The organism is Nocardia sp. NBC_01499, assembly GCF_045040275.1.
Lineage (GTDB): Bacteria > Actinomycetota > Actinomycetes > Mycobacteriales > Mycobacteriaceae > Nocardia.
In genome coordinates this window covers 4,447,774-4,470,716 of the sequence record NZ_CP109426.1, presented here as the reverse complement: position 1 = coordinate 4,470,716, position 22,943 = coordinate 4,447,774, and the positions used below count along the sequence as shown (strand labels likewise).

The following is a 22,943-nucleotide window of genomic DNA, read 5'->3' as shown; positions in this document are numbered from 1 at the left end:
GTTGGTGACCAGATATGGCGGATTTTTGGGACGGCGTCCTCGACGTACTCGGGTGGGTCGCCGGTAGCGACTGGCCCGATGGCTCCGAAACCGGGATGCGGGGCCTTGCCGGTGACTGGCGTAATGCCGCCGGGGGGATCCTCGGTATCGAAGCGGACATCACGGCCGCCAAAAACGCTGCGCTCGCCGCATATCCGCATGGGCAGGCGCGCGATGAAATCGGTGGCGTATTCGACAAACTGTGGAGCGGTGCGGGCGCAAGCAAGGATCAGGAAAATCAAAACCTGAAAAAGATGGCGGAGTTCTTCAACGGCATCGCCGACTCCGCCGACCAGGTTGGCGATGAGATCGAATACGCCAAATGGATGATGGCCTCCTCGCTCGGTCTGCTTGCCATCGAAATCGCGGCGGCGTGGATATTCCCACCGACCGCGCCGGCCGCGGAGGCCGCGGCCCTCGCGGGGACGCGGTTTGCCATTCGAGAGATCGCGCAGCGGGTGATGGCCGCGATCACCAGAGCGCTCGCCAAAATGGTCACATCGGGCTTTGCCAAGTACTTCATGAAGCACATTGCCATCGATATGGCGCTCGGCACCATGCAGGACTTGGGCATTCAGCAGATACAGGTGTGGCAGGGCCACCGCAAGGAGGGCATCAACTGGGACCAGGTCGGGATGACGGCGCTGTCCTCTGGCCTCGGTGCCGCGGTGGCCGGCCCGCTCGGCGAGCGACTCGGTGATGCGCTGCGTGGCAAGATGCGGCCCTTCTTCGCCGGTGCGATCACCGGAATGGCCGCTGGCACAGTGGGTGCCGCCGCCGGTGCGCTGCCGCAGTTCGCGATCGACGCCTACAAGCACGGGTTGGGCACCGCGTTCAGCAATCTCGATCCGCGGATGTTCACCGCTGGCATCTCCAACGGTGGGCTGTCGGGTGGCAATAAAGCGCTGTCGCACGGCTACTTTCACACGTCGCCGAACTGGGGCGGTGGGCGGATCATCGATCCGACGGGTGTGCCACGGATCGCTGGCCTCGACAACGCGCCGACCGGCACCGGCGTACACGGCGATTCCCCCAGCGTTCATCCTGCCGGGGTAAATGGGTTGGACACCAACAATTCTGCTGCGACGCGTACCGGTGGATCGCAGAGCACCGGCGGCGCGCCCGGCGAGGGTGCGGGCGGGGGCGGCGGAAGCAATCGGTCGAGTAATTCAGGAGGAGGCGACGGCGCCAACCGCAACTCCGGCGCCGGTGACGGCTCGTCGCAGCGCATCTCACCCGACGGTTCCTCGCGGAGTTCGGCCGCTGACGGGTCACCGTCGCATAGCTCGGGCGACGGATCATCGAGTCGGGCCGACGGCACCTCGAACCACAGCGACGGCGGAGCACAGCAGCATCAGAGCGGAGGCGGTTCGGACAGCCGCGCCGACGGCGGCGGTCGCCAGGACGGCGGGTCCGAAAACCGTGCTGGTGTCGCACCGGACCATTCCGGCGGTGCGGACCAAAGTCGCACCGGGGCAACGGATCAGGGCGGTAGCGCGCACGATCGCAACGTAAACACGTCCGGCGCCGATAGTCCGGCCGCGGATCGCAGCACGACGCCGCAGCAGCACGTCGGGACGGACGCCGGTGCGTCGACTGATTCGAGACCATCTGGGGCCCAACAGAATTCGGTTTCCACCGCAGATCCTGCGCGGACCGGTGGCGACGGGTCGCAGCCGAGGACGGGCATGCCGGGCGAGACGCGGCACGCCGCTGGCGCCGAGCCCGCGCGCAGCACCGACTCGGCCCGCGGCGCCGAGCCGACCCGCACGCAGTCGGGCGCTGATTCGCGGGCCAATGATTCGCGGGCAGGCTCGCCAGAATCGCGGCAGAGCACCGATCGGCCACGCGCGGATTCGCGTGCGGGCGCCGCCGAACCGAATACCCGTGGGACAACACGTGATTCGCCCCCAAGCGTGCGCGCGGAAGCCGGTGGTAAAGAGGCGCCCCGAACCTCGGAGCGCGGTGCTGGCGATGCGGGTGACCGCGTCAAGTCTCGTTCCGGATCTGATGCCGGAGACACTGCCGTGCGACCGGAGTCTGACGCGCCGCGGTCGGATAAGGCCACGCCACGATCTGGTGAGGCGCCGCGGTCGGGTGAGGACGCGCGGCGGTCGGGTGAGGACGCGCGACGGTCCGGTGAGGACGCGCGACGGTCCGGTGATGACGCGCGACGGTCCGGTGATGGCACGCGGCGGTCGGGTGAGGACGTGCCGCGTTCGGGTGAGGCGCCACGGTCTGGTGATGAGGCGCCACGGTCGGGCGAGGACGCGCCGCGATCTGGCGATGAGGCGCCGCGATCTGGTGAGGACGTGCCGCGGTCGGGCGAGGACGCGCCGCGATCTGGCGATGAGGCGCCGCGATCTGGTGAGGACGTGCCGCGGTCGGGCGAGGACGCGCCATGGTCGGGTGAGGCGCCACGGTCCGGTGATGACGCGCCGCGTTCTGGTGAGGACGTGCCGCGTTCTGGTGATGACGCGCGACGGTCGGGTGAGGACGCGCCAGGGTCTGGTGACGACGTGCCGCGGTCGGGCGATGACGCCCGGCGTTCGGGTGACGACGTGCCGCGATCTGGTGATGGGGCGCCACGGTCCGGTGATGATGTACCGCGTTCGGGTGATGAGGCGCCACGGTCGGGCGATGAGGCGCCGCGATCTGGCGATGAGGCGCCGCGATCTGGCGATGAGGCGCCGCGGTCCGGTGATGACGCACCGCGATCTGATGATGCTGCCCCACGGTCCGACGACTCCGCACCACGATCGGAAGACGGTGCGTCGCAACCGGATCGGGCCCGCAACGGCGACGAACCCCCCACGCGCCGCGACCCGGGCTCATCCGCCGACGGCGACGCACACCCCCGCGACGAGAACTCGGCACCGCGCAACGATGACGATCCGTCCTCGCGCAACGACGACCGCCACCACGACGCCGACGACCCGGCATTGGTCCCGCTACTGGTTGCCCCGGACGGCGGAAACAACCCTGCCGCAAGGCATCTCGGCGGCGACGCCCCCGCCGACGGTGCCCCGCGGCACGACGGTGACACCGACTCCGGCGAGACCCCGCCGCCGCGCGGCGATGACGACGTGCACGGCAAGTGTGGCCTGCTCTCGGTGATCGATCTGATCCGGCGGTTCGGCCCCGAAAACTTCCGCCTGCCGTCGCGCACGATCGGTGTCGAGGGCATGTCCGCGCACGAACTGGTCGCCTCGGCGGGCGGCTCGATGCGCGAATTCCGGGACCACGAGGCCATCGCGAACCGGCTGATGGGTCTCGGCGAGGGCGCGACGGCACTCATAGTCGACGTCTTCAGCGGTCCGACGGATCGGCACGGCGTCGGCGCGCACGCGTACGTGATGGTGCACGAGAACGGCAAGATCTCAATTCGTGACGCCGCGCTCGGCGGCCGAGAGGGCGAGGCACCGCCCAGGGAGGTCGATCGCAAGCTGGCCATCCTCTTCAACGGCGATGGCAGCCCGGTCGATCCGGTGCCGCCGCACGTGCGCGACGAACTGATGGCGCACGGTCCCGGCGTCGGGGATTCGGTACGGATCGGTCAGCAACCCGGCTCGACACCGCAGTTCACGCGCGGCGCGGACGGCAAATGGCACCATCCCGGCGACGCCGATAACACCTGGCGCGACGAGCGTTTCCGGTTGCGTGACAACAACGGCTGGATCCCAGACCATCTCAGCACCAAGGGTTTCAAGTTCCTGGCCGATGAGGGCAGTTCGCGGGAGTACACCCTGACCGACGCGGATCTGCAGACCGAGCTGAACGACCTCTCCCAGGACCGGCGCGACCTGCAGACCGAACGGGACGGGATCGCCAGTGATCTCGTCGACAACCTCATACCGGAGTTCTCGAAGTACGGGATCACCGAAATACCCCAGCTGAAGACCAGCGAGCTCGAGACCGCGGTGCAGAAGCTGCAGGACCAGGTGCTGTCCGACACCAGCCTGAGCGACCCGGAGAAGGCGGCGAAGCTGCGCGATCTTGGCAAGCTCGAGCACCAGGCCGAGAAGTACAACGAGCTCGGCCCGAAGATGGTGGACGCGTCCAAGCGACTCGGCGAACTCGGTGCGAAGGCTTTCGGTCTCGACGAGCACCTGCGGCCCGATGCGGTGAACCTCACCGACTTCCCCGGTGCCGAGGACGGCCCCAACCTGGTAGATCTCGCTGTGTTGGTACCTGACCCGGACGGCGGTCCGCCGAAGTTGGTCATCATCGAGGCCAAGGGGGTCGGTTCGGGCCTCGGCGGCGCCAATACCGTGGACGGGCGTGCGCAGCAGGGAGCTCCGGAGTATCTGCGGCGCACCTTGGCGATCGACGCCAACCTCAAGACCGTCCTTACCGAGACTCCGGAACAGTTGCACGCCCGCGGCATCGACATCGATTCGCCTGCGGGGCAGGCATTTCTGCACGCGCGTGACGAACTGCTGAAGGCCCATCAGGACGGCACCCTGAAGATCGAATACCACAAGGCCCATGTCGATATCAACGGCAAGGTGAAGGTCAGCGAGTTCAGCCTGAAACGCGACGGCGTTCCGGTCCGGATGGACAATATCGGCGAGGTCGAGTCCGATCACGCTGCGCCACAGCATGATCAGCCCGACGGTGCGACCCCGGACGGCCCGCACCAGCACCCGCCGGACGCCCAGACCGGCCAGCCGGACGACCGGCGCGGTCGGTGTGGTGAAGACGCCCTGATCGATCTCCGGGAAAGGCACGGCGACCATATTTGGGTGCCGGAGCGCACCATCGGCCCGGACGGGATGACGTCCAACGAGCTGCAGGCGCTGGCGGGCGGCGAGTTGCGGACCACTGATCATGAGTCGATCAGGCAACGACTGATCGACCTGGGGGAGGGTTCCTCGGCGCTGGTCGTCGACACGTACGCGGGGCGCGACGAGCACGGCGTCGGCGCGCACGCGTACGAGATGGTGAACGTGGGCGGCGACAACGTCATCATCCGCGATATCGGCGGTGGCCTGGACAATCACAGTTTTCCGCCGCGGTCGCCGCAGGAGGTGCGCGGTACGCGGGCCATCGTGTTCGCCGGGCACGAGGGTCGGCCGGAACATCCGATCAGCCGTGCGGACCGGCTCAGGATGCTCGCGGCGGAGCCGTCGAACGCGGCCGATCCGGCCAGGGTCGGCCAGGCCTTCGACGGCAGGGACCACAACGGCACCCCGCGCCACGAACTCACCGACAGCTCGCCACCACTCGATGAGACCGATCTCGCCGGGTCCGATCTCGGACGGCGGGATACGGATCTGCCCGATGTCGAACTGATCGGCGAACCCGGCCCCGGCGTGACCCGCGAAATGCTGGACGCCGCACAGCGATCGGTGGCCGAAACCGGTGAGCCACTTGTGCTTTTCGGCAGTCGGCAAACGGGCGTCTCGGAGAAGTCGGGTCAACCCTTCCATGCCGACAGCGACCTCGATGTCGCGGCGACCACGCCCGAGGGGCTGATGAAGCTTGTCGACGTGCACGAGGGACAAAGCCCGATCCCGATGGTCAAAGACGTCGCCGGGATTTTCACCGAGCAGCAGGCGCGCGACAAGGGCTACCTGGTCATCAAACCGGTAGAGGTAGCCCCGGTACATCCATCCGGCGAGGGTGTGTCCGCGCATGATCTCGGCCCGCGAGACTCCGGCACTACTGCCGCCGACGAGGGATCGCGCCCGTCCGACGAGAATGGATCGACGAACGATCGCGGGTCGAACAACACCACCGAAGCCGAAAAGCACCCACGGCCATCGGACGAGATGGCAGCCAATGATGATGGGCCGCAACACGATCCGGATTCCGGCAATAACGTACTGATCTACGACGATCACCTCGCCAACGGTGAGGGCGTGGTCCATCGCCCCGAGAGCACCTCGATCGGCGATGACACGAGGACGCACAACGTCCGCGAGAACGTCCTGCACGACGAGGGTGTGCACGACGTTGTTGTGCACGGCAGCGAGGACGGCGCCCCGATTCCCGGGAACGAACTGAAGACCCATCCCGAGCAAATCGTCCAGGCGATCCTCAACAATCCGCACTACATTCCCGGCACGCCGATCAGATTGCTGTCGTGCCACAGCGGCAACGAACACGGTTGGGCCCAGTATGTGGCGAACCGGCTCGGTGTCGAGGTGCATGCGCCGAGCGACTCTGTTGGTGTGGACCGTGCGCTGGGTAAGGGCACGCCGCCCGTTATTCGCAATGGTGGTGAATGGCGGGCCTTCCACCCCGACGCTGCGGTCGAACCCCACCCGTGGGTCCGCGAGGCCGGGCACGAGCCGAACTATCGAGTCGCTCCCGAAGATGTCCGGCCGGACGCGAACGCGGAGCCACGTAGTCCTCGGCCCGACCGACTTGACTGGATGGATGGGGACCTTCATCCGGCAGATGTTGTTCGGCCACAAGATGATTCGGCCGCCGAGCCGAGGCCGCGTCCGGCGGCGGACGAGCCGGGCAAGAGGTCGACCGACCTGCCGCGCGAGCCGGACTCGCGGCTGTTGCCGCCCGCCGATGCGCCGAGTGACGGGATGGACGGCGGTCACCACCATGACGGGGATCAGCCGCAGGGACACATCGTCGACGAGTGGACGCCGCTGGACGCGGCGCAGGTCGGCGAGGAGTTGGCCAGGCAAACCGGTCTGAAGGTGTTCGGGTTCGACCGGCCCGGTGTCGATGCCGAGGTGGTGCGTGAGATCGCCAGGAGCATCGTCGACATGCGCGCCGAATACCCGCACATGGCCTTGACCAGCATCGGCATCGGCGATTTCCGGGGCCGCTGCCTGGCGATGGTGCTGCCGGGCATGCATCCCGAGACCGGGGTGCGGTACGCGCAATCCATCAAGATCAGTTCGGATTTCGTCGGCAGCATGGACGCGTTCCGCGGGGAAGTCCAGCGGGGTGTCGATAACGGACGGTTCGGCCCTGGTCTCATGGTTCGGCCGGTCTATCGAATCCTGGTGCACGAATACGGCCACGTGGTGGACGTCCACGGACAGCGGGCCTCGCTTCGGCCGATAGATCCGGACAACCCGCACTCGCTGACCTACGTCGACCAGGTGCTGCAGGACTACTACAAGTACAAAGCCTCGCAGGACCCGTCGATTCCGGCGACCAGCGCGGGCTACCGCGACTGGCTGCGTCAGCTCAGCCCCTACAGCTTCGACAAAGACGGGGTGTTCCATCCGGGTGAGGCCGTGGCCGACGCCTTCATGGACGTCGAGGTCAACGGCGAGCACGCCACCGAGCCCGCGCGGGTCATGCACAAGATGCTGATGGACCTGGCGGCGCTCGGCCCCGATGCTCTGGCACCACGGCGAGACGTCGTACCGACGGACGGCGCTGCGCCGCAACGAGTTCCGGCAGACGAGCCGGGCGCGATGGCGGCCGACCCTTCGAGGGGCGACGGCGGTCAGCACGAGAGCACCGACGATTGGGCCGCGCGGATGCGGGCCGAGAACGCTGAGTGGACGGCGCGGATGGCCGCCGAGCACGCGGCGGCCATGCGGCGGATCGCGGATATCGAGCCCAGGGACTGGGCGACGCAGATGCAGGCCGACCATGCCGAGTGGCGGGCGCGGATGTTGGAGCTGCGTGCGGAGTTCTCCCGCGAGATCGCCGACGGCACGTTCCCACGGCCCGCGGCGGACGTGCCACCGGTGGGTGCGGAACCCGACGGCAGGCACCGGACGCCGGAGCCAGCAGGCGACGTCCCACATCAGGGCGATGTGAAGGTGGGGCCGCGCGAGGGTTCGTCAGAGCCGCCGGAGGCCGAGGGTGCCGGTGGCGGCAAGAAGCCCCCGGAATCACCACCGCGCGTTGGTGATTCGGGCGAGGACGGTACGAACGATGGTGAGCGGCAGCCCGGTGATGAGCCGACATCGGCCGAGCATGATGGCATCCTGCGACCCGGTGACGAGCCGACCCCGGCCGAACACGAGGGCACCCCGCGTCCCGGTGATGAGCAGGTCCCGCCCGATAATGAGGGCACGCCGCGTCCCGGTGACGAGCCGACTCCGGCGGAGCGTGATGGCATCCCGCGTCCTGGTGATGAGCCGACCCCGGCCGAACATGAGGGCATCCCGCGTCCTGGAGATGAGCCGACACCGGCCGAACATGAGGGCACTCCGCGTCCTGGTGATGAGCAGGTCCCGCACGAGCACGATGGCACGCCGGGACCTGTTGACGAGCCGACCTCGGCCAAGCGCGAGCACAGGGGCACCCCGCGACCCGGTGATGAGCTGGTCCCACGTGAGCACGAGGGTGAGGGCGCGCCGAGCCGCGAGGACGCCATCGATGCGCGCCATGATGAGCTGACCGCTGAGCGCGATCGTGCCGTCGCAGCGCGGGACGAGGTGTTGCGGCAGCGCAATCAGCTGGCCGAGCGTCTCCCTATCTCGTCGGAAAACGACTGGGCCGCATTGCATCCGGACAATCTGCAGCAGACATTGGTCGAGTTGCGGGATCGCACCATGGAGGTGCGCGAGGAAGCACCGCGGGAGCTGGCGCGCATCGACGAGCTGGAGCGGCTGGCCAACCGGGTTGCCGACGCCGATGCCGAAATCGCAAGGATCGACCGCGAATTGGTGTTGCTCGATGCCGAACGGGAAGCGGCCGCTCGGCACGAGAGTCCAGAGGCGGAGTACGACCGCTTGCTCGAGGAGCGCCGTGAGCTGGCTCGTGAGCGCGAATTCGCCAGGGCGAAGCGCGATGAACGCGCCGACCATCTCGGCGTCAGGGATCTGTCCGGTGACGCGTTCGAGCGCCGGGTGCTCGAGCTGTATGACGAGGCGCGGACCAGGAAGACCCGGGTCCAGGGCAGCCTGGATTCCCCGGAACGGGTTGTCCGGCAGTCCATTACCGGTTCCGAACTCGAATTGCACAACCGGGCGATCCGCAAACTGGTCGACGCCGTAACGGAATTCAACCGCCTGGACGCGGCCGTCGCCGAGAAGGACGCGCGCCTCGCGCAATTGCACGACGAGGGAATCGGCCGCGACCGCCCGCCCGCCGACGATCTCGCCACCGACCTCGATCGAATGGCACGCGAGCGGGCCGACATCTTCCGCGACACCAAGGCGCGGCGGTCGATGATGGCGGATCTGGCACGGCGCCTTGGTATTTCGGAATCGGAGCTCGGCCCGCACCCACGCCAGCTCGAAGAGACACTGGACTATCACCGGTCCCGGACCATGCGGGTGGATAACGGCGAGATGGCCGAGCGCCACCGGCTGCTGAACGCGCTGGAAGACGCCGCGCGCGACGTGCTCGCCGCCGACAACGCCATGGGCAGGCTGCAGGACGAGATGGCCAGGATCACCGGCCTGTGGAGCGACCTCATCGCGGCCGAGGGCGGCCGGATGGTGACCGACCGGGTCGGCATCATCTACGGCGAGCGACCGCGGATCGTCGTGTTCGGTCCGCGCGCCGAATTCGAGCACCCGCGCGCGGGCCACGACAATGACCTCGCCCACGCCATCCGCACGGATCCCGGTGTGGCACAGGCGATGTTGCGACAACCACGGATCGAGTACCGGCAGGTCGTCACCGAGCAGGACGGCACGTGGCGGCAGGAGCCGATGCGCGGGCCGAGCATCGAGCGCACCGCCACCGGCTGGATCAACGGCGACCCTGGCATGCTGGTAGTCCGTTGGCAGGACGGTGCAGGTCAGTGGCACGCGGTAGATCCGAGCAGGTCCGAATGGCGCACCAACCGCGACAACGATGTGCCGGACGCCTACCGCCAGGGTGATCCGGATTGGTGGGCCGGTCTCGCCGACTTCATCAATGACTTGGCGACGCCGTTCGCCGATATTCCGCCGGGGCATATCGCGGAGAACATGCTGCAGATGAACCCGATGAGCGCGCCGGTCACCTACTTCGAGGGTGGTATTCCGGCCGAGGACATTGTCCACCTGCACGCCGGTGGCGATTTCTATGCCATTCAACGGAATATCCGCACTTTGTTCGCGGCCATCGATCATCCCGCGGTCCGGGATTGGATTCATCGGCATCCGGCGATCGGGGACTGGGTCGAGGCGCGGCCGTGGTTGCAGAAGCTGCCGCCGTTCGGCACCGTGTGGTCGTCGTTCCAGTGGCATCGGCCGCCGGAGACCAACATTCAGCCGATGTACCGCCGGTGGGAGCCCGCCGAGCACGCCAGGCCCGATCATCGGGTCGAGATCCCGGACTGGCTGCAGCACGCGATCGATACCGACGTCGCGAACTGGCGGGAGGTCCAGGACTGGGCCGACGGCCAATACGACAAGTTCCGTGCCGACGATCACCTCGCCGACCGGATGGTCGAACCGCTTGCCGAGTACCGGCAGGAGCAAAGGCAGGTCGGCGCACAGGATTTGGTCGATCGCGTCCGCAAGGAACTGGTCGATCCGCATCGCGGCGTCGACCTGGGCCGTCCCGATGTCGACCGGCAGTTGCAGCACATCAACGACGACATCGACCGGATCGCCAAGGATGCCTTCGACCACTTCCGCACCGACGACCGGACCGAGATCAGGGACGTCGTCGCCGATATCAGGCAGCGGCTGCTCGATATCCGCAACGACCGTCCCATCACCGACGCCGACGTCACCCGGATCGTCGATGAGCTGACCCCTGGCATCCGTCCACTGCCGCCGGAGGTGGACAAGCACGCGAAATCGGACCCCTTCCGGAATGACTCCGTCGACGGTGAATCGGCAACGCCCCGACCGGAATTCCCGGAGTTCACCAGGGCACAGCTGCAGCAGATCCTCGATCACCTGATGACCGACGAGCACCTGGCCAGCGATTACACCGATCCCAGTGGTCGGCCGGTGACCAGGCGGATGGATCAGCTCGCCGATGTGGCCGAGGCGATCAACCGGATCGTGAATGGCAAGCCGCTGCCGTCCGACGTCGTCCTCATGCTCGACGCGCTCGCCGAATCCAACTATCTGCGCGATCCGGCGAACGCGGGCAAGACCTGGCACGACGCGAACGCGCACGCGGTCGCCGATGGCTTCCACTGGGATGCCAACCGGCCGCCGCTGACCGGCAAACGCGCGGGTATTCCGTACGCGCCGGAACCACTGCACGCGCCGGAGCCGTTCCTGCCGCGTGATCGCTACGAGGTGGCGCTGGCCAAGGCGCGGGGTGTTTGGGAAGCGCGCACCACCGCGCTGCTCGATGCCGCACGGGCGGCCGGGGTCGATCCCGACGCGCTGTTCGGTGCCGCCGACCCCGCAGCCCACCTGGCCGAACTGCGCGCGCAGCAGCCGGACACGGCCGGGCAGCGGCGGATCGACGAGTTGACGCGAGCGCTCGGTGCGTTCGACGACGCCGGTGCCGAGGTACACCGGCTCGAGCAGCGCATCGAACAGCACGACGTCAACCTGGACCGCGCACGCGCGGCATTGCGCGGCGGACAGCCGGAACCGCCCGCGTTGGAAGCGGATTCGACAACACGACCCGAGTCGCCCGCGGAGCCGCCGCGTCAGCAGCGGTCCGCTGAAGCGGATATGTTGCGGCACAGTGAGATCGACCGTCTGGAGCGCGAAAAGGCCGAGGCACTGCGCGCCAGGGACGAGGCCGAGCAGCAGCTGCGACAGGCGCGGGACCAGGGCGAGGCGGAGGACGCCTTCGAGCGGCAGCGCCACGCGGTGGGCGATGCGGCCGAGCTGGATCGGCAACTCGCCGAGCACCTTCGAGACAACACGATGCTCGAAGCGGGCGCGGACCCACTCGCCGAGGTGCCCCAGGTCGGCGTCGTCCCGGGCGAGCCACGGCAGGTGGTGGTCGTGCTGCGCGGCGAGTCGGCGGACCCGTCCACTCTGATCGATCGGGCCGTCGCAGCGCACCCGGAACTCGCCGACCTGATCGGCCCGAACCACGACAACGTCATCGTCTTCCGCGTCGTCCCTGGCGAAGACGGCCGCATGCAGGTACATCGCGAAGATCCACCGGACGCGCCGCCCTTGGCCGCGACCCGACCGGAACCCGACGCGCCGAGTGATGGCGGCGGAGCGAAGAAGCCGCCAACCGGCGAGATACCGCAGCCGGGCGAGGTACAGAGCAGCCCGGCAGCAGAAGATGCCGCGGCACAACGCAAGCCGGGCGAAGGTTCGGATAGTGCGGCGCAGAAGCCTATTGGCGAGCTGAATGAGCCTGCCCGTCCGGCGAATGAGCCTGCGCCTGAGGTGAATCACCTTGCGCCTGAGGTGAACCGGCCGGTGGGTGAGGCGAATCGGCCGGTGGGTGAGGCGAATCGGCCGGTGGGTGACGTGAATGAGCCTGCAAGTGAGGCGGACAAACCTGCCGGTGACGCGCGTGTTCGGGAATCGGGCAGTGCCGCACCGGAATTGGCGACCGAGGCCGCACGGCAGTCCGGTGATCCGAGCAATCCGGGTGACCCCGGCAATCCGGATGGTGGCAACCGGCCACCTGCTGGCGATCAGTGGTCGACGGCGGGCGAGGCGCGGTCCTACGAGCCGACTACTCGGACAACGGAATTCGAGGGGCTGGTCGATCGGATCGCTGCGGCTGCCGACGACGGTGAGCGGCTGCTCGATCAAGCGCGCACGATGCTGCGCGGGCTCGGCGTTGATCCGGATGGTCTCAATGCCCGTGAACTGGAGCGAGAAGCCCGCGCGGTGCAGAACGAGGCCGACGCGCGGGTTACCGAACTCAACAACCGTGAGCACGTACCGCCTGCGGAGATGGTGCAGTACTTCGATGATCTGCACGCGGCGCAGCAGCGGTACGCCGATGTCACGCGGGTAACCGGTGAGGTGTCGAAGACGCTCGGCAAGTACCACGAGTCGGTGCGCACCAAGAACAATCTGCGCGCCGAAGCGGCGGCGGTGATCGCGCGCGACGTGCTTGCCTCGGAGGGACGGCCGCTGGCCAATGCGGACGGCATCGCGGTGCTTCCTGGCGATCCGCAGCGGCTACTCGTGGTCTCGCCGTTCCGGGAGCCGGAACACCTCATCGGTGCCGATCTGCGTAATGATCTGGCAGGACAGGGTGTCGAGGTCGTCTACCGGCAGGTGCTGGTCGACGACCAGGGGCAGGTGACCGTCGTCGATCTGGTGCCGCCGGGCGGCGCGGATCCGGCGGGCGGGCCGATCCGTCCGGTGACCCCGCCCGCTCCCGCCGGTGGCACACCGGGGCGGACCGGCGAGTCGAATGAGGGTGCCGGAGCGAACAAGTCGTCGAGCGACGGATCGCGCCCGGACAATGAATCGCGTCCGGCCGGAGCGAAAGCCGAAGAGGCGCAAGGAGATCTGGAGGCCAGGCCCGCAGCTGACGGTGACGGCGGTGGGAAGAAGCCCCCGCGACCGCCCACGCCGCCAATGGCCGGAGAGCCAGGTGACCACGGCGGTTCCGATGGTGGCGGGCACCGTCTGCCGGAGGGCGGATCGCCCGGCGAGCATGAATCAAATTCGGACGCTGCGATTCTCGCGCGCGCGGTGGCGCGGGTAGAGGCCGCGCCGACGTCCGGCGAAGTGCTCCAGGTCGAGGTGCTCAGCGTTGGCGCGCTGCATCGGGCCGAGCGGGTCGAGCTGATCACCCTCGATGACGGCACGCAGCTGATCCGCAAGACGCTCAGCAATCCTCGGCATGGTGACGCGGAAGTGCTTGCGGCGCTGGTGGGTCGCGCCGTCGGTGCCACTGCACCGCACCTCGTTCGGGTCAGCGACAACGTGCTTTACATGCAGTTCATGCCTGGCGATTGGGCCACCGCGCTCTATCCCGGAGCGTGGGGACCCGAGCAGACGGGGTTGACCGTCACGCCGAGCGGCGTTCGCGTCGGACTGCTGGACGTGCTGATCCGCATGCCGGACCGTGGCATGACGAATTGGCTGGTCACCCCAGACGAACGCATCAGCGTTATCGATCACAGCCTCGCGTTCGGCGGCGGCCGACGCCCGGACGCCGAAACCAGCAGCGGATTCGCCCACCACTTCTTCGAGCGCGGCCCCGACGGCGAGCTGCACTGGCGTCAGCACGACCTGAGCGTGACCGAACTGGCCGAGATCCGGCGCCGAATCGAGGCGCTGGCACCGGAATTCGCCGATCACCCCGACTGGCACCAGTCCGTCCTTGACCGGTTGACAAAGATCGAACAGCACGTGCGCCCGGACACCGATCCACCCCCGCCGGACGGCCCATCCAGCGGCCCCGACAAGCCAGGTGACTCCGGCCCACAACGACCGGGCAGCCCGCAGGGCCCCGGTGGACCCGAGCGGCCGGGCGGCTCCGAAAATGGGAGTAGCACAACGAGATCCGAGGGTCCTGCAGAACCTGAGGGGACGCCGCGGACTCAGGGCACCCCGGAATCTGAGGGCGCGCCGCGACCTGAGGGGACGCCGCGACCTGAGGAGACGCCGCGGTCTGAGGGCACGCCGCGATCTGAAGGGATGCCGCGCTCTGAAGGCACGCCGCGACCCGATGGCGGCCCGCACCCCGAAACCGCACCGACGCACGAGGCGGATGACGCCCAGCGCCGCGCCGAACTGACCAGAGCGCGCGACCTCGCCATCGAAGACCACAACGTCGCGCTTCGCAGGCGCAATGAGCTGGCCACGTTCCTCGGTGTGGATCCGGCCCATGATTGGGCGGCGCTGCGGCCGGGTAACGGCCTCACCGAGACGGTGCGGGAGTTGAACGCCCATCGCGTCGAGGGTAAGGAGCGGTTGCCGCACGACGTGCTTCGGATCAAAGAACTGGAGCGACTGGCGAATCGGGTGACCGAGGCACAGGAACAGATCGCGCGGTTGAATACCGAACTGGCGCAACTGGATGCCGATCGTGGCCCGCTGGAAACCAGGGAGGCCGAATACGACCGCTTGCTCGAGGAGCGGGGCGAACACGCGCGCGACCGCGAATCCGCCCGCGCGACAAGGGATGACCTCGCCGCGCGGCTCAATGTCACCGAGCTGACCGGCGACGCGTTCGACCGGCGGGTGCTCGAGCTGTACAACGAGTCGCGGACCAGGACGGTGCGGATACCGGGCAACCTCGACAACCCCGGCAGGGTCGTGCACGAAACGGTGGCGGGACCGGAGCGGGAGCTGCGCGACCAGGCCATCCGTCGACTGGTCAAGTCCGTCGAGGAGTTCAACCGGCTCGATCAGATCGTCGACGGAATCGACGCCAGGCTCGAAGAACTGCACCGCCAAGAAGTGGACAGGGACCGCCCGCTCGCCGATGATGTTGTCGCCGAACTGGATCGGCTGGCGCGCCAGCGGGCCGCCATCTTCCTCGACAGCAGGCCGCGGCGCTCGGTGCTGGAGGATCTGGCGGAGCGGTTGGCGGTTCCGCTGTCCGATCTCGGCCCGGATCCGCGCCAGCTGGCCGACACCATCGACCAGCACCTGCGGGCCGATGACGGCACCGATCCCGAGCGGCCGCGCATGCTCGGGGAGCTTGCCGACGCCGCCGTCGACGTGATCAGGGCCGATACCGCGATGCGCCGCACGCAGGACCAGATGACCCAGCTCACCGAGCGGTGGCACGAGGTCGCCTCGTGGCGCGACACCATCGGCGCCGAGGGTGGCCGGATGGTGACCGATCAGGTCGGCATCATCGAGGGCGGCGAGCGGCCCCGGATCGTGGTCTTCGGCCAGCCGTCGGATTCGGCGCGGCCTCTGGCAGATCACGATGCCGCGCTCGAACACGCGATCCGCACGGATTCCGCTGTCGCGCAGGCGATGTCGCGGCATCCGCGGATCGAATACCGGCAGACCGCGCCCGGGCAGGAGACGGTGGTCCATCCGGGTCCGCCGGTGGAGCGCACGGCGACGGGCTGGATCAAGGGTGACCCCGGCATGCTGGTGGTCCGTTGGCGCGACAGCGACGGCAACTGGCATATGGCCAACCCGAGCAGGCCGGACTGGTCGACCAATGTGCGTCCGGACGGCACCCTCGCCCCGCGCCGCGAACTGGACATCTACAACAAGGACAACCCGGAGTGGTGGGCCGGTCTCGCCGACTTCATCAATGACCTGGCAACACCTTTCGCCGATATTCCACCGGGGCATATCGCGGAGAACATGCTGCAGATGAACCCGATGGCCGCGCCGGTCACCTACTTCGAGGACGGTGTTCGGCCAGAGGATATCGTCCACCTGCACGTCGGCGGCGATTTCTATGCCATTCAACGGAATATCCGCACCTTGTTCGCGGCCATCGATCATCCCGCGGTCCGGGATTGGATTCATCGGCATCCGGCGATCGGGGAGTGGGTCACGGCGCGGCCGTGGCTGCAGAAGCTGCCTCCGTTCGGGACGGTGTGGGCCGGTTTCGACTGGAACAAGCCGCCGGAGAAAAACATTCAGCCGATGTTCCGCGACTGGGAGGCGGGCGAACACACGCGGCTCTACGAGCCCGTCGAGATCCCCGAAGGGTTGCGGCAGCGGCTCGACGAGGAGATCGCCAACTGGCAGCAGGTCCAGGACTGGGCCGACAAGCAATACGACAGGTTCCGCGCCGACGACCACCTGGCCGACAAGATCGCCGACCGATTGGCACACTACGGCGAAGCTCAGCGGGCGGACGCGGCGCGCAAGCTGATCGACCTGGTGCGTAAGGAATTGGTGGACTCGACCCGGCCCGGCGCCGGCGAGCAACGGGCGCGGATCGACAAGCAGATCGATGACCTGGCCGGGCGCACGCTCGCCATGTTCGACGGCAATGATCGAATCGCGGTCCGCGACACCATCGCCGACATTCGGAACCAGCTGCTCGACATGCGCAATACCGGTCGCATCACCGACGAGCAGGTCAATCGGCTGGTCGAGGAACTCGCACCGCAGATGTGGCACGACGCCACCGCCGAGGGCGCCGTGCCGCCGCCGCACTTCACCAGGGAGCAGATCCAGCAGGTCATCGATCACCTGATGAACGATGAGCATCCGGTCACCGACCACACCGATCCCACCGGCCGCGTGGTGCGCAGGCGGATGGATCAGCTTGCCGATGTCGCCGAGGCGGTCAACCGCCTGCTGCAGGGCGAGCCGCTGAAGCAGGACATCGTGCTGCTCTACGACGCGCTCGCCGAATCGGAGTTCCTGCGCGATCCGGAGAATTGGAAGAAGACCTGGCACGACGCGAACACGCACGCGGTCAGTCTCGGCTTCCACTGGGACGCGGACCGGCCGCCGCTGACCGGTGAGCGCAAGGGCATTCCTTACGCGCCCCCGCCGTTGGCCGAACCGGCGCCGTTCCTGCCGCGCGAGCGCCACCAGCTCGAATTGTCCGAGGCGCGAGCCACTTTGGACGCACGCACCGATGCGCTGCTCGAGCTGGAACGGACGATGGGCATCGACCCGGCATGGTTGTTCGGGTCTGATGAGCCGGTCGACGCGCGGCTGGCGGACCTGCGTGCGCGGCAGTCGGACGCGGACGGTCGGCAGCGAGTGGACGACCTCGCGCAGGCCTACCGCCAGTTCGAGGAGGCCACCGAGGCAGTGCGCCTACACGAGCAGAACATCGAACGCCACGACAGCGCGCTCGACCGAGCACGCGAGCTGGTGCGCAACGAGCAGCACCAACTGTCCAACCCGAATGCGGAGACGCCGCAGCTCGGTCGGGGCGAGGGCGACGCACGTCTCGGCTCGGATCGCGATGGTTCCGAACACGTTGAACCGCTGGGTGATTCGAGTTCGACGACGAACCATGAACGTGGGCTTGTCGATCCGGGTTCGGATCGTGGTCACGACGGCGACGATGCCGATCGTGCGCCGTCGAATGAATCGGAGTCCACTCCAGGTAGGGAACGCGAGCCAGCGGAAGGTGACTCGGCTCGGGATCGCGCTGACGACGATTCGGATGATGCTGAGTTGTCGGGTGATTCGGGTCGGGATCGCGATCCTGGGGATGTCGATGATTCGGGTCGGGATCGCGCTGACGATGACTCGGATGATGCTGAGTTGTCGGGTGATTCGGGCTCGAGCAGGCACCGAGATCCCGGGGGCTCCGATGGCGACTCAGATCGGGATCGGGCAGCCGATGACGATGACTCTGATGGAGGGGACCGTGACCGCACGCTGGGTGATGAGTTGAAGCGGCCGGTGTTCCGTTCGCGCATACCGCATCCGCCGCACGAGTTCGAGCTCGAATTCCCGCCGCCGGTGCTGCCACCGCTGCCGCCATCCGCGCCGATGCCGCCTCTTCCCGACCCCGACGAGCCGCCGCGCCCGCCGGTACCGCCGCAGCCGCCGCATCCCCCGACAACGCCGGTTCCGCCACAGCGTCCGACGCCGCCGAGTCATCCAGTGCTGCCGCAACCGACGACTCCGCGGCCGACGACTCCGCCGAGGACTCCGACAACGCGACCGACGCCGCCGACGACTCCACCGACCACCCCGCCGACGACTCCACCGACTACGCCGCCGGCGACTCCACCGACTACGCCGCCGACGACTCCGCCGACTACGCCGCCGACGACCCCACCGACCACGCCGCCGACGACCCCACCGACCACCCCGCCGACGACACCACCCACCATGCCCCCGACGACATCTCCGACCACCCCACCAACCACGCCGGACCCAACGCAACCACCCATCCCAACCCAACCACCTGGCCAGTCCGAACCACCGCTGCCGCCATACCCAACGGAGGCTGAGCACCCCGCACACCCAGGTCAGCCCGACCTACCCTTCACACCCGGCCACAACGCCCTGCCACCAAACCCTTTGCAGACCAACGCCTCGACAACCAACGGCCAGCAACAGCCCATGATGCCGCCGCCCATGGCAGGATCAGCGGCCAACGGCACAGCCCCGCGCGGTGGCGATCGCCGACGCTGGAGCGACGAAAACACTTCGCGCACTAGCGAAATCGTCATTCAGCCGCTCGGCGGCGGTCGACTCGCGACGTTCGATCCGGAGACCGGCTCATTGCGCACGGTCTCGGCGGCCCCCGGCCCGGTCGGTGGCGTCCTCGGCTACTTCGGCGACGTCCTTGCCGTGTTCTACCGCAAGGACGGCCGACTGACGTTGCGCCTCGGTCCCAATGAGTTCGACCTGGATGCCCCGGCTGTCGGTGTCGGCTGGGAGCATCTCGGTCCGCAGCACGCCCGATTCCTGGTGCGTGTCGACGGCGAACCTGTCGTAGATTTCCCGTATCCACTGCGCGGTGGCGGGACCGACTTGGGCCTGCTGATCCGTGACGTGCTGGCCGATCCGCGACAATGCGCCGGTGTCTTCCATTGAGCCGAAGGAGGAATCATGCTCTTGGACCAGCCGACCGATGACGAGCTGCGGCAGTACTTCGATGAGGCGCTCGCCTCGGTGCGCAGCGGCGGCGGCGTCGCCACGGATAACGGCCTCGACCTGCGCACCGCCGACGCACTGTGGGCGATCGCCGAGGTCTACCCGAACATCACCGACGACCTGATCGCCGCGGCGCACGCGGCCTTCGCGGGCCAGCTGGACGGCGCCAACTCGGCGGCGCGACAGGCCGCGATTGATCGTGCGTTCGAGCCGAACGAGTGACCGGTAGCGCGATTTCGCTGGCCGTTAGGGTAATGAAAGAATTGCCGTCCGCCGAGGAGGGGTTGACATGCCGGACTTGAAACCCGTTGGCATCTACCGAGAGATGTACAAACGTGGTCACGACGACCTTCCCTCGATCCACGACGCCGACACCGATCAGCGGCTCGACGACCGCGACCGAATTCTGGAATATCTGCGCAAGGCCCCCGAGGTTTTCGACGTCATGGAGGCCGTCCCCAACATGGTCACCGGCGAAGGCTGGATTCCCGGCGGCTCATCCTTGCACTCCGACGGCGAATGGATCTGGCGCACCGACTCCATCGAATATCTGACCGCGCGCCCGTTCGCCATCCCCGACGAATTCGTCGAGCACGTCCGCGCCAACGACTACCTCCCGCCGAACTTCGACCTGCGCGACGAAGCGTTCCGCGCGGCATACCTGCGGTACTTCTAGGTCGGACGACCAAGTCGGCTGCGCGTCGGTGATCGCGTTGGCATCGGCAAAGACGCAGGTAATCGGGGTACATGGCAAGCCTGCCACCAAGATTCGGGTCTGTACATGCGGAGGCGGCGCTAGTACCCATAGAATTGGCACGCTGTAGGAACTGGCTGCGATGCTGACGTGTGCACAACGTCAGCGGTCTCGCGGCTATGAGGAGGGCCAGTAGCGGATGAGTGGTCAGACGCGGATTTTCGAGTTGGTCAGGAGCGTGACCCGTGGCTGACGACAAACCGCCGTCCCCCTATGCCGGCTTCGCCACGATGGCGCGCAACGGTGCGCTCGAGCTGCAACCTGGCGCGCTCGAGGACCTGGTGAAGGCCGCGAACAGCGCCCGCGTCCGCATATCGACGGTGCGCGGCGAAGTGTCGCGAGTCAACAACATCAAACCGTTCGCCGACAAGATTTTGAGCTCGGCCGAGACACTGGCCAAACGCTTTTCCGACCGGGGCGTCAAGCTCGGCGAGATTCTGGACAACCACATCAGGATTCTCGACGACCTCAACGACACTTTTATCGCGGCGGCCAAGGCGTACAAGGGCGCCGACGACGGCGGCAAAGCCGATTTCGACAAGCTAGAGGGATCGATCAGGGATAGCAAGAGTCCGAAGGTGCACGACACTCTGTCGCAGCACCCGGGCCCCGCAGGCCTGAATCCGCAGAACGACCGTCTCACGCCCAGCGATAAACCGAAGACGCCGGAACCCGATTGGAATGAGGCCGGGCACCGGACGCCGGAGGAAAACTTCGGTCTGCCGCCGAGTTTGACGAACGGGAAAGATACGGATTTCGAGGGACGCGGAACGCGCGCGGACGATCCGAACAGTTTCAGCTACGAGGACTATCAGACAATCACTACGTCCATGGCCGATGCGCCCTTGCAAGCCGCACAGGCGGCGGCCGATTGGCGCTGGCTTTCCGGTGAACTGAAGGGGACGTTCACCACCCTGTCGAACAGGATGGTCGCCTCGTCGGCGTCATGGAGCAGCCCTGGCAGTACCGGCGATGACGGTGCCGCAGGCAAAGCGCGCAAAGCGATGGCTGCTTATGGCGATGGCGCCGATGCGCTGATGACGAATATGAACCTGGTCGGCGACAATCTGGAATACGTTTCGGAATGGCTGTACACGACCTACGTCGGCCTGGTGCAGGAGAACGCGAACCCGGTCCCGCTGAAACCGCCGGAGTCGCTGCGAGCGTACGACACTCGCGCACACGAGATACACCGTCAGGGTTACATCCGGGCGATGAACGGCGCGTACGTGCCCGGCGTCGAACACGCGGACGGGAAGATCGCACTGCTGCCCGATCCCATTCCGCCGGTGCAGCAGCAATCGAATCCGGGACCTCCCGGCCCGCCCGGCGGACCTCCCGGTGGTCCGCCCGGACCTCCCGGACTCGGATCCCAGAAGCAGTTCCAAGAGCAGCAGAAGCAGCTGAAGGAGCAGGCCGACCGGGACCGCAAGCAGTCCGATGACCAGCGCAAGGCGTTGGAAGACCAGATGCAGCGCCAGCGCGAGGAGCAGGACCAGCGCAACAAGCAACAGCAACAGCAAGACCAGCAGCGGGCCACCGAACAAGCAGCTCAGCAGGCGGGGCAGCAAGCCACCCAGATGGCTTCGCAGATCGGGCAGCAGCTCTCGCAGGCCGCACAGCAGATAGGTTCGCAGCTGAGCACCGCGGCGCAGCAGGCCGCACAGCAGGCCAGTTTGGCGGGACTGCCCGGCGGCATCCCGAGCCTGAAGGATCTGGAGGAGCAGGCGAAGAAGGCCATGGGCACCGCCTCGTCGTCCAAAGGTGTGGGGGGTCCTGGCCCCGGTGGCGCCCCGAAAACCACTGGTACCGGCCAGAACCTGGACAAGGCCGCGAAGTTGTTCCCGCGTGCCGAGGCGGCGGCCATCGAAAACGCGACGACCACGCGAGCGGGTCTCGCGACGACCACCGGCGCCATGGGCCCCGGCCCCGGTCCCGGTGCGGCGGGCCAGCAGAAGGAGCACAAGCGAGCCGACTACCTCGATTCCACCGAGCATCTGGAAGAAGCGATCGGTGACGCGCCGGTCGTGGTCAAACCTGTTGTGGAGCAATGAACCGTACCTGGGATTTCACCGACCTCGAATTCGCCGCGGCATGGGACGCGACGCAGGCGGACCTCGTGCCGGAGCCGTTCGTCTACACCAGTTCGACCAAGTACTACGACGACGCCCGCCAAGCGATGCGCGAAGCCTGGGGGAACGTGCGCTCCCGCTGGGGTCGCGAGGTGCAAGAGATACTGGAATTGGTCGCGGTTCCAGACATTCGGTTGATCGTCCGCGGTATCGACGGCCAGGATCCGCAGAATCCGAAGCGGGTGGTCAGAATGCTCGCCTCCCGCAAAGGTGAGCTCGCCTACCTGATCACCCAGAAACCGGGTCGAACATATTGGCACGCAGGCGGTTTCACGATTACCGAGCACGCGGTGCTTTCGCTCGGCGATACCGTGGCCGCCGCGCTGCCGAAAGCCGAAGCCGGAAAACAGTCCGACTTCGCGCTCATCGAGCCGCGCGCCACTGACGAACTCGACTATTCCTACGGCCGCTCCAAGATTCAGGATTACGACGACGGAATCGACCGCCGCAGTCAGGCTTTCAATAACGCGACGGCGACACTTGACGGCACAATTGTTGTGCAACAGGGCTATTCCCGATTCGGCCCGCGCGGCATCACCAACGCCAATCTGCGGTGGTGTGATCTGCTCGATGACGGGAGGTACGTCGTCGTCCCAGGACATCCGGCAACAGTGGTTGCCGCGGACACCAAACGGCTCGGTGCGTTGATCAACACCCAGATCGCCGAAGTGGTCCGGGCAATCAAAGACGATCGCGCATAAGGAGTTGTTAAGAAGTCGACATGCGTGAGAGGCTGTAATTGAT

At 67.2% G+C, this 22,943-nt stretch carries 5 protein-coding genes; all 5 read left to right on the top strand.

Annotated elements, in window-relative coordinates:
* Positions 1 to 14 precede the first annotated feature (14 nt).
* On the top strand, positions 15 to 19,253 hold the full coding sequence (locus OG203_RS20550) for a hypothetical protein (RefSeq protein ID WP_405167249.1): 19,239 nt from the start codon (positions 15 to 17) through the stop codon (positions 19,251 to 19,253).
* A gap of 15 nt (positions 19,254 to 19,268) precedes the next feature.
* Positions 19,269 to 19,535 (top strand): hypothetical protein, encoded by a 267-nt coding sequence (locus OG203_RS20545; protein ID WP_405167248.1) that lies wholly within the window; start codon positions 19,269 to 19,271, stop codon positions 19,533 to 19,535.
* 67 nt (positions 19,536 to 19,602) lie between these two features.
* Positions 19,603 to 19,989, top strand: a complete 387-nt coding sequence (locus OG203_RS20540; RefSeq protein WP_405167247.1) for a hypothetical protein — start codon at positions 19,603 to 19,605, stop codon at positions 19,987 to 19,989.
* 263 nt (positions 19,990 to 20,252) lie between these two features.
* Positions 20,253 to 22,121, top strand: a complete 1,869-nt coding sequence (locus tag OG203_RS20535; protein WP_405167246.1) for a hypothetical protein — start codon at positions 20,253 to 20,255, stop codon at positions 22,119 to 22,121.
* Positions 22,118 to 22,900 (top strand): ESX secretion-associated protein EspG, encoded by a 783-nt coding sequence (locus OG203_RS20530; RefSeq protein ID WP_405167245.1) that lies wholly within the window; start codon positions 22,118 to 22,120, stop codon positions 22,898 to 22,900. The genes OG203_RS20535 and OG203_RS20530 overlap by 4 nt, the downstream gene beginning before the upstream one ends.
* Positions 22,901 to 22,943 lie beyond the last annotated feature (43 nt).

Bases quoted from the DNA above. Each gene is read 5' to 3' on its own strand.
- OG203_RS20540 (WP_405167247.1), top strand. From the start codon at position 19,603: ATGCCGGACTTGAAACCCGTTGGCATCTACCGAGAGATGTACAAACGT.
- OG203_RS20545 (WP_405167248.1), top strand. From the start codon at position 19,269: ATGCTCTTGGACCAGCCGACCGATGACGAGCTGCGGCAGTACTTCGAT.
- OG203_RS20550 (WP_405167249.1), top strand. From the start codon at position 15: ATGGCGGATTTTTGGGACGGCGTCCTCGACGTACTCGGGTGGGTCGCC.
- OG203_RS20530 (WP_405167245.1), top strand. From the start codon at position 22,118: ATGAACCGTACCTGGGATTTCACCGACCTCGAATTCGCCGCGGCATGG.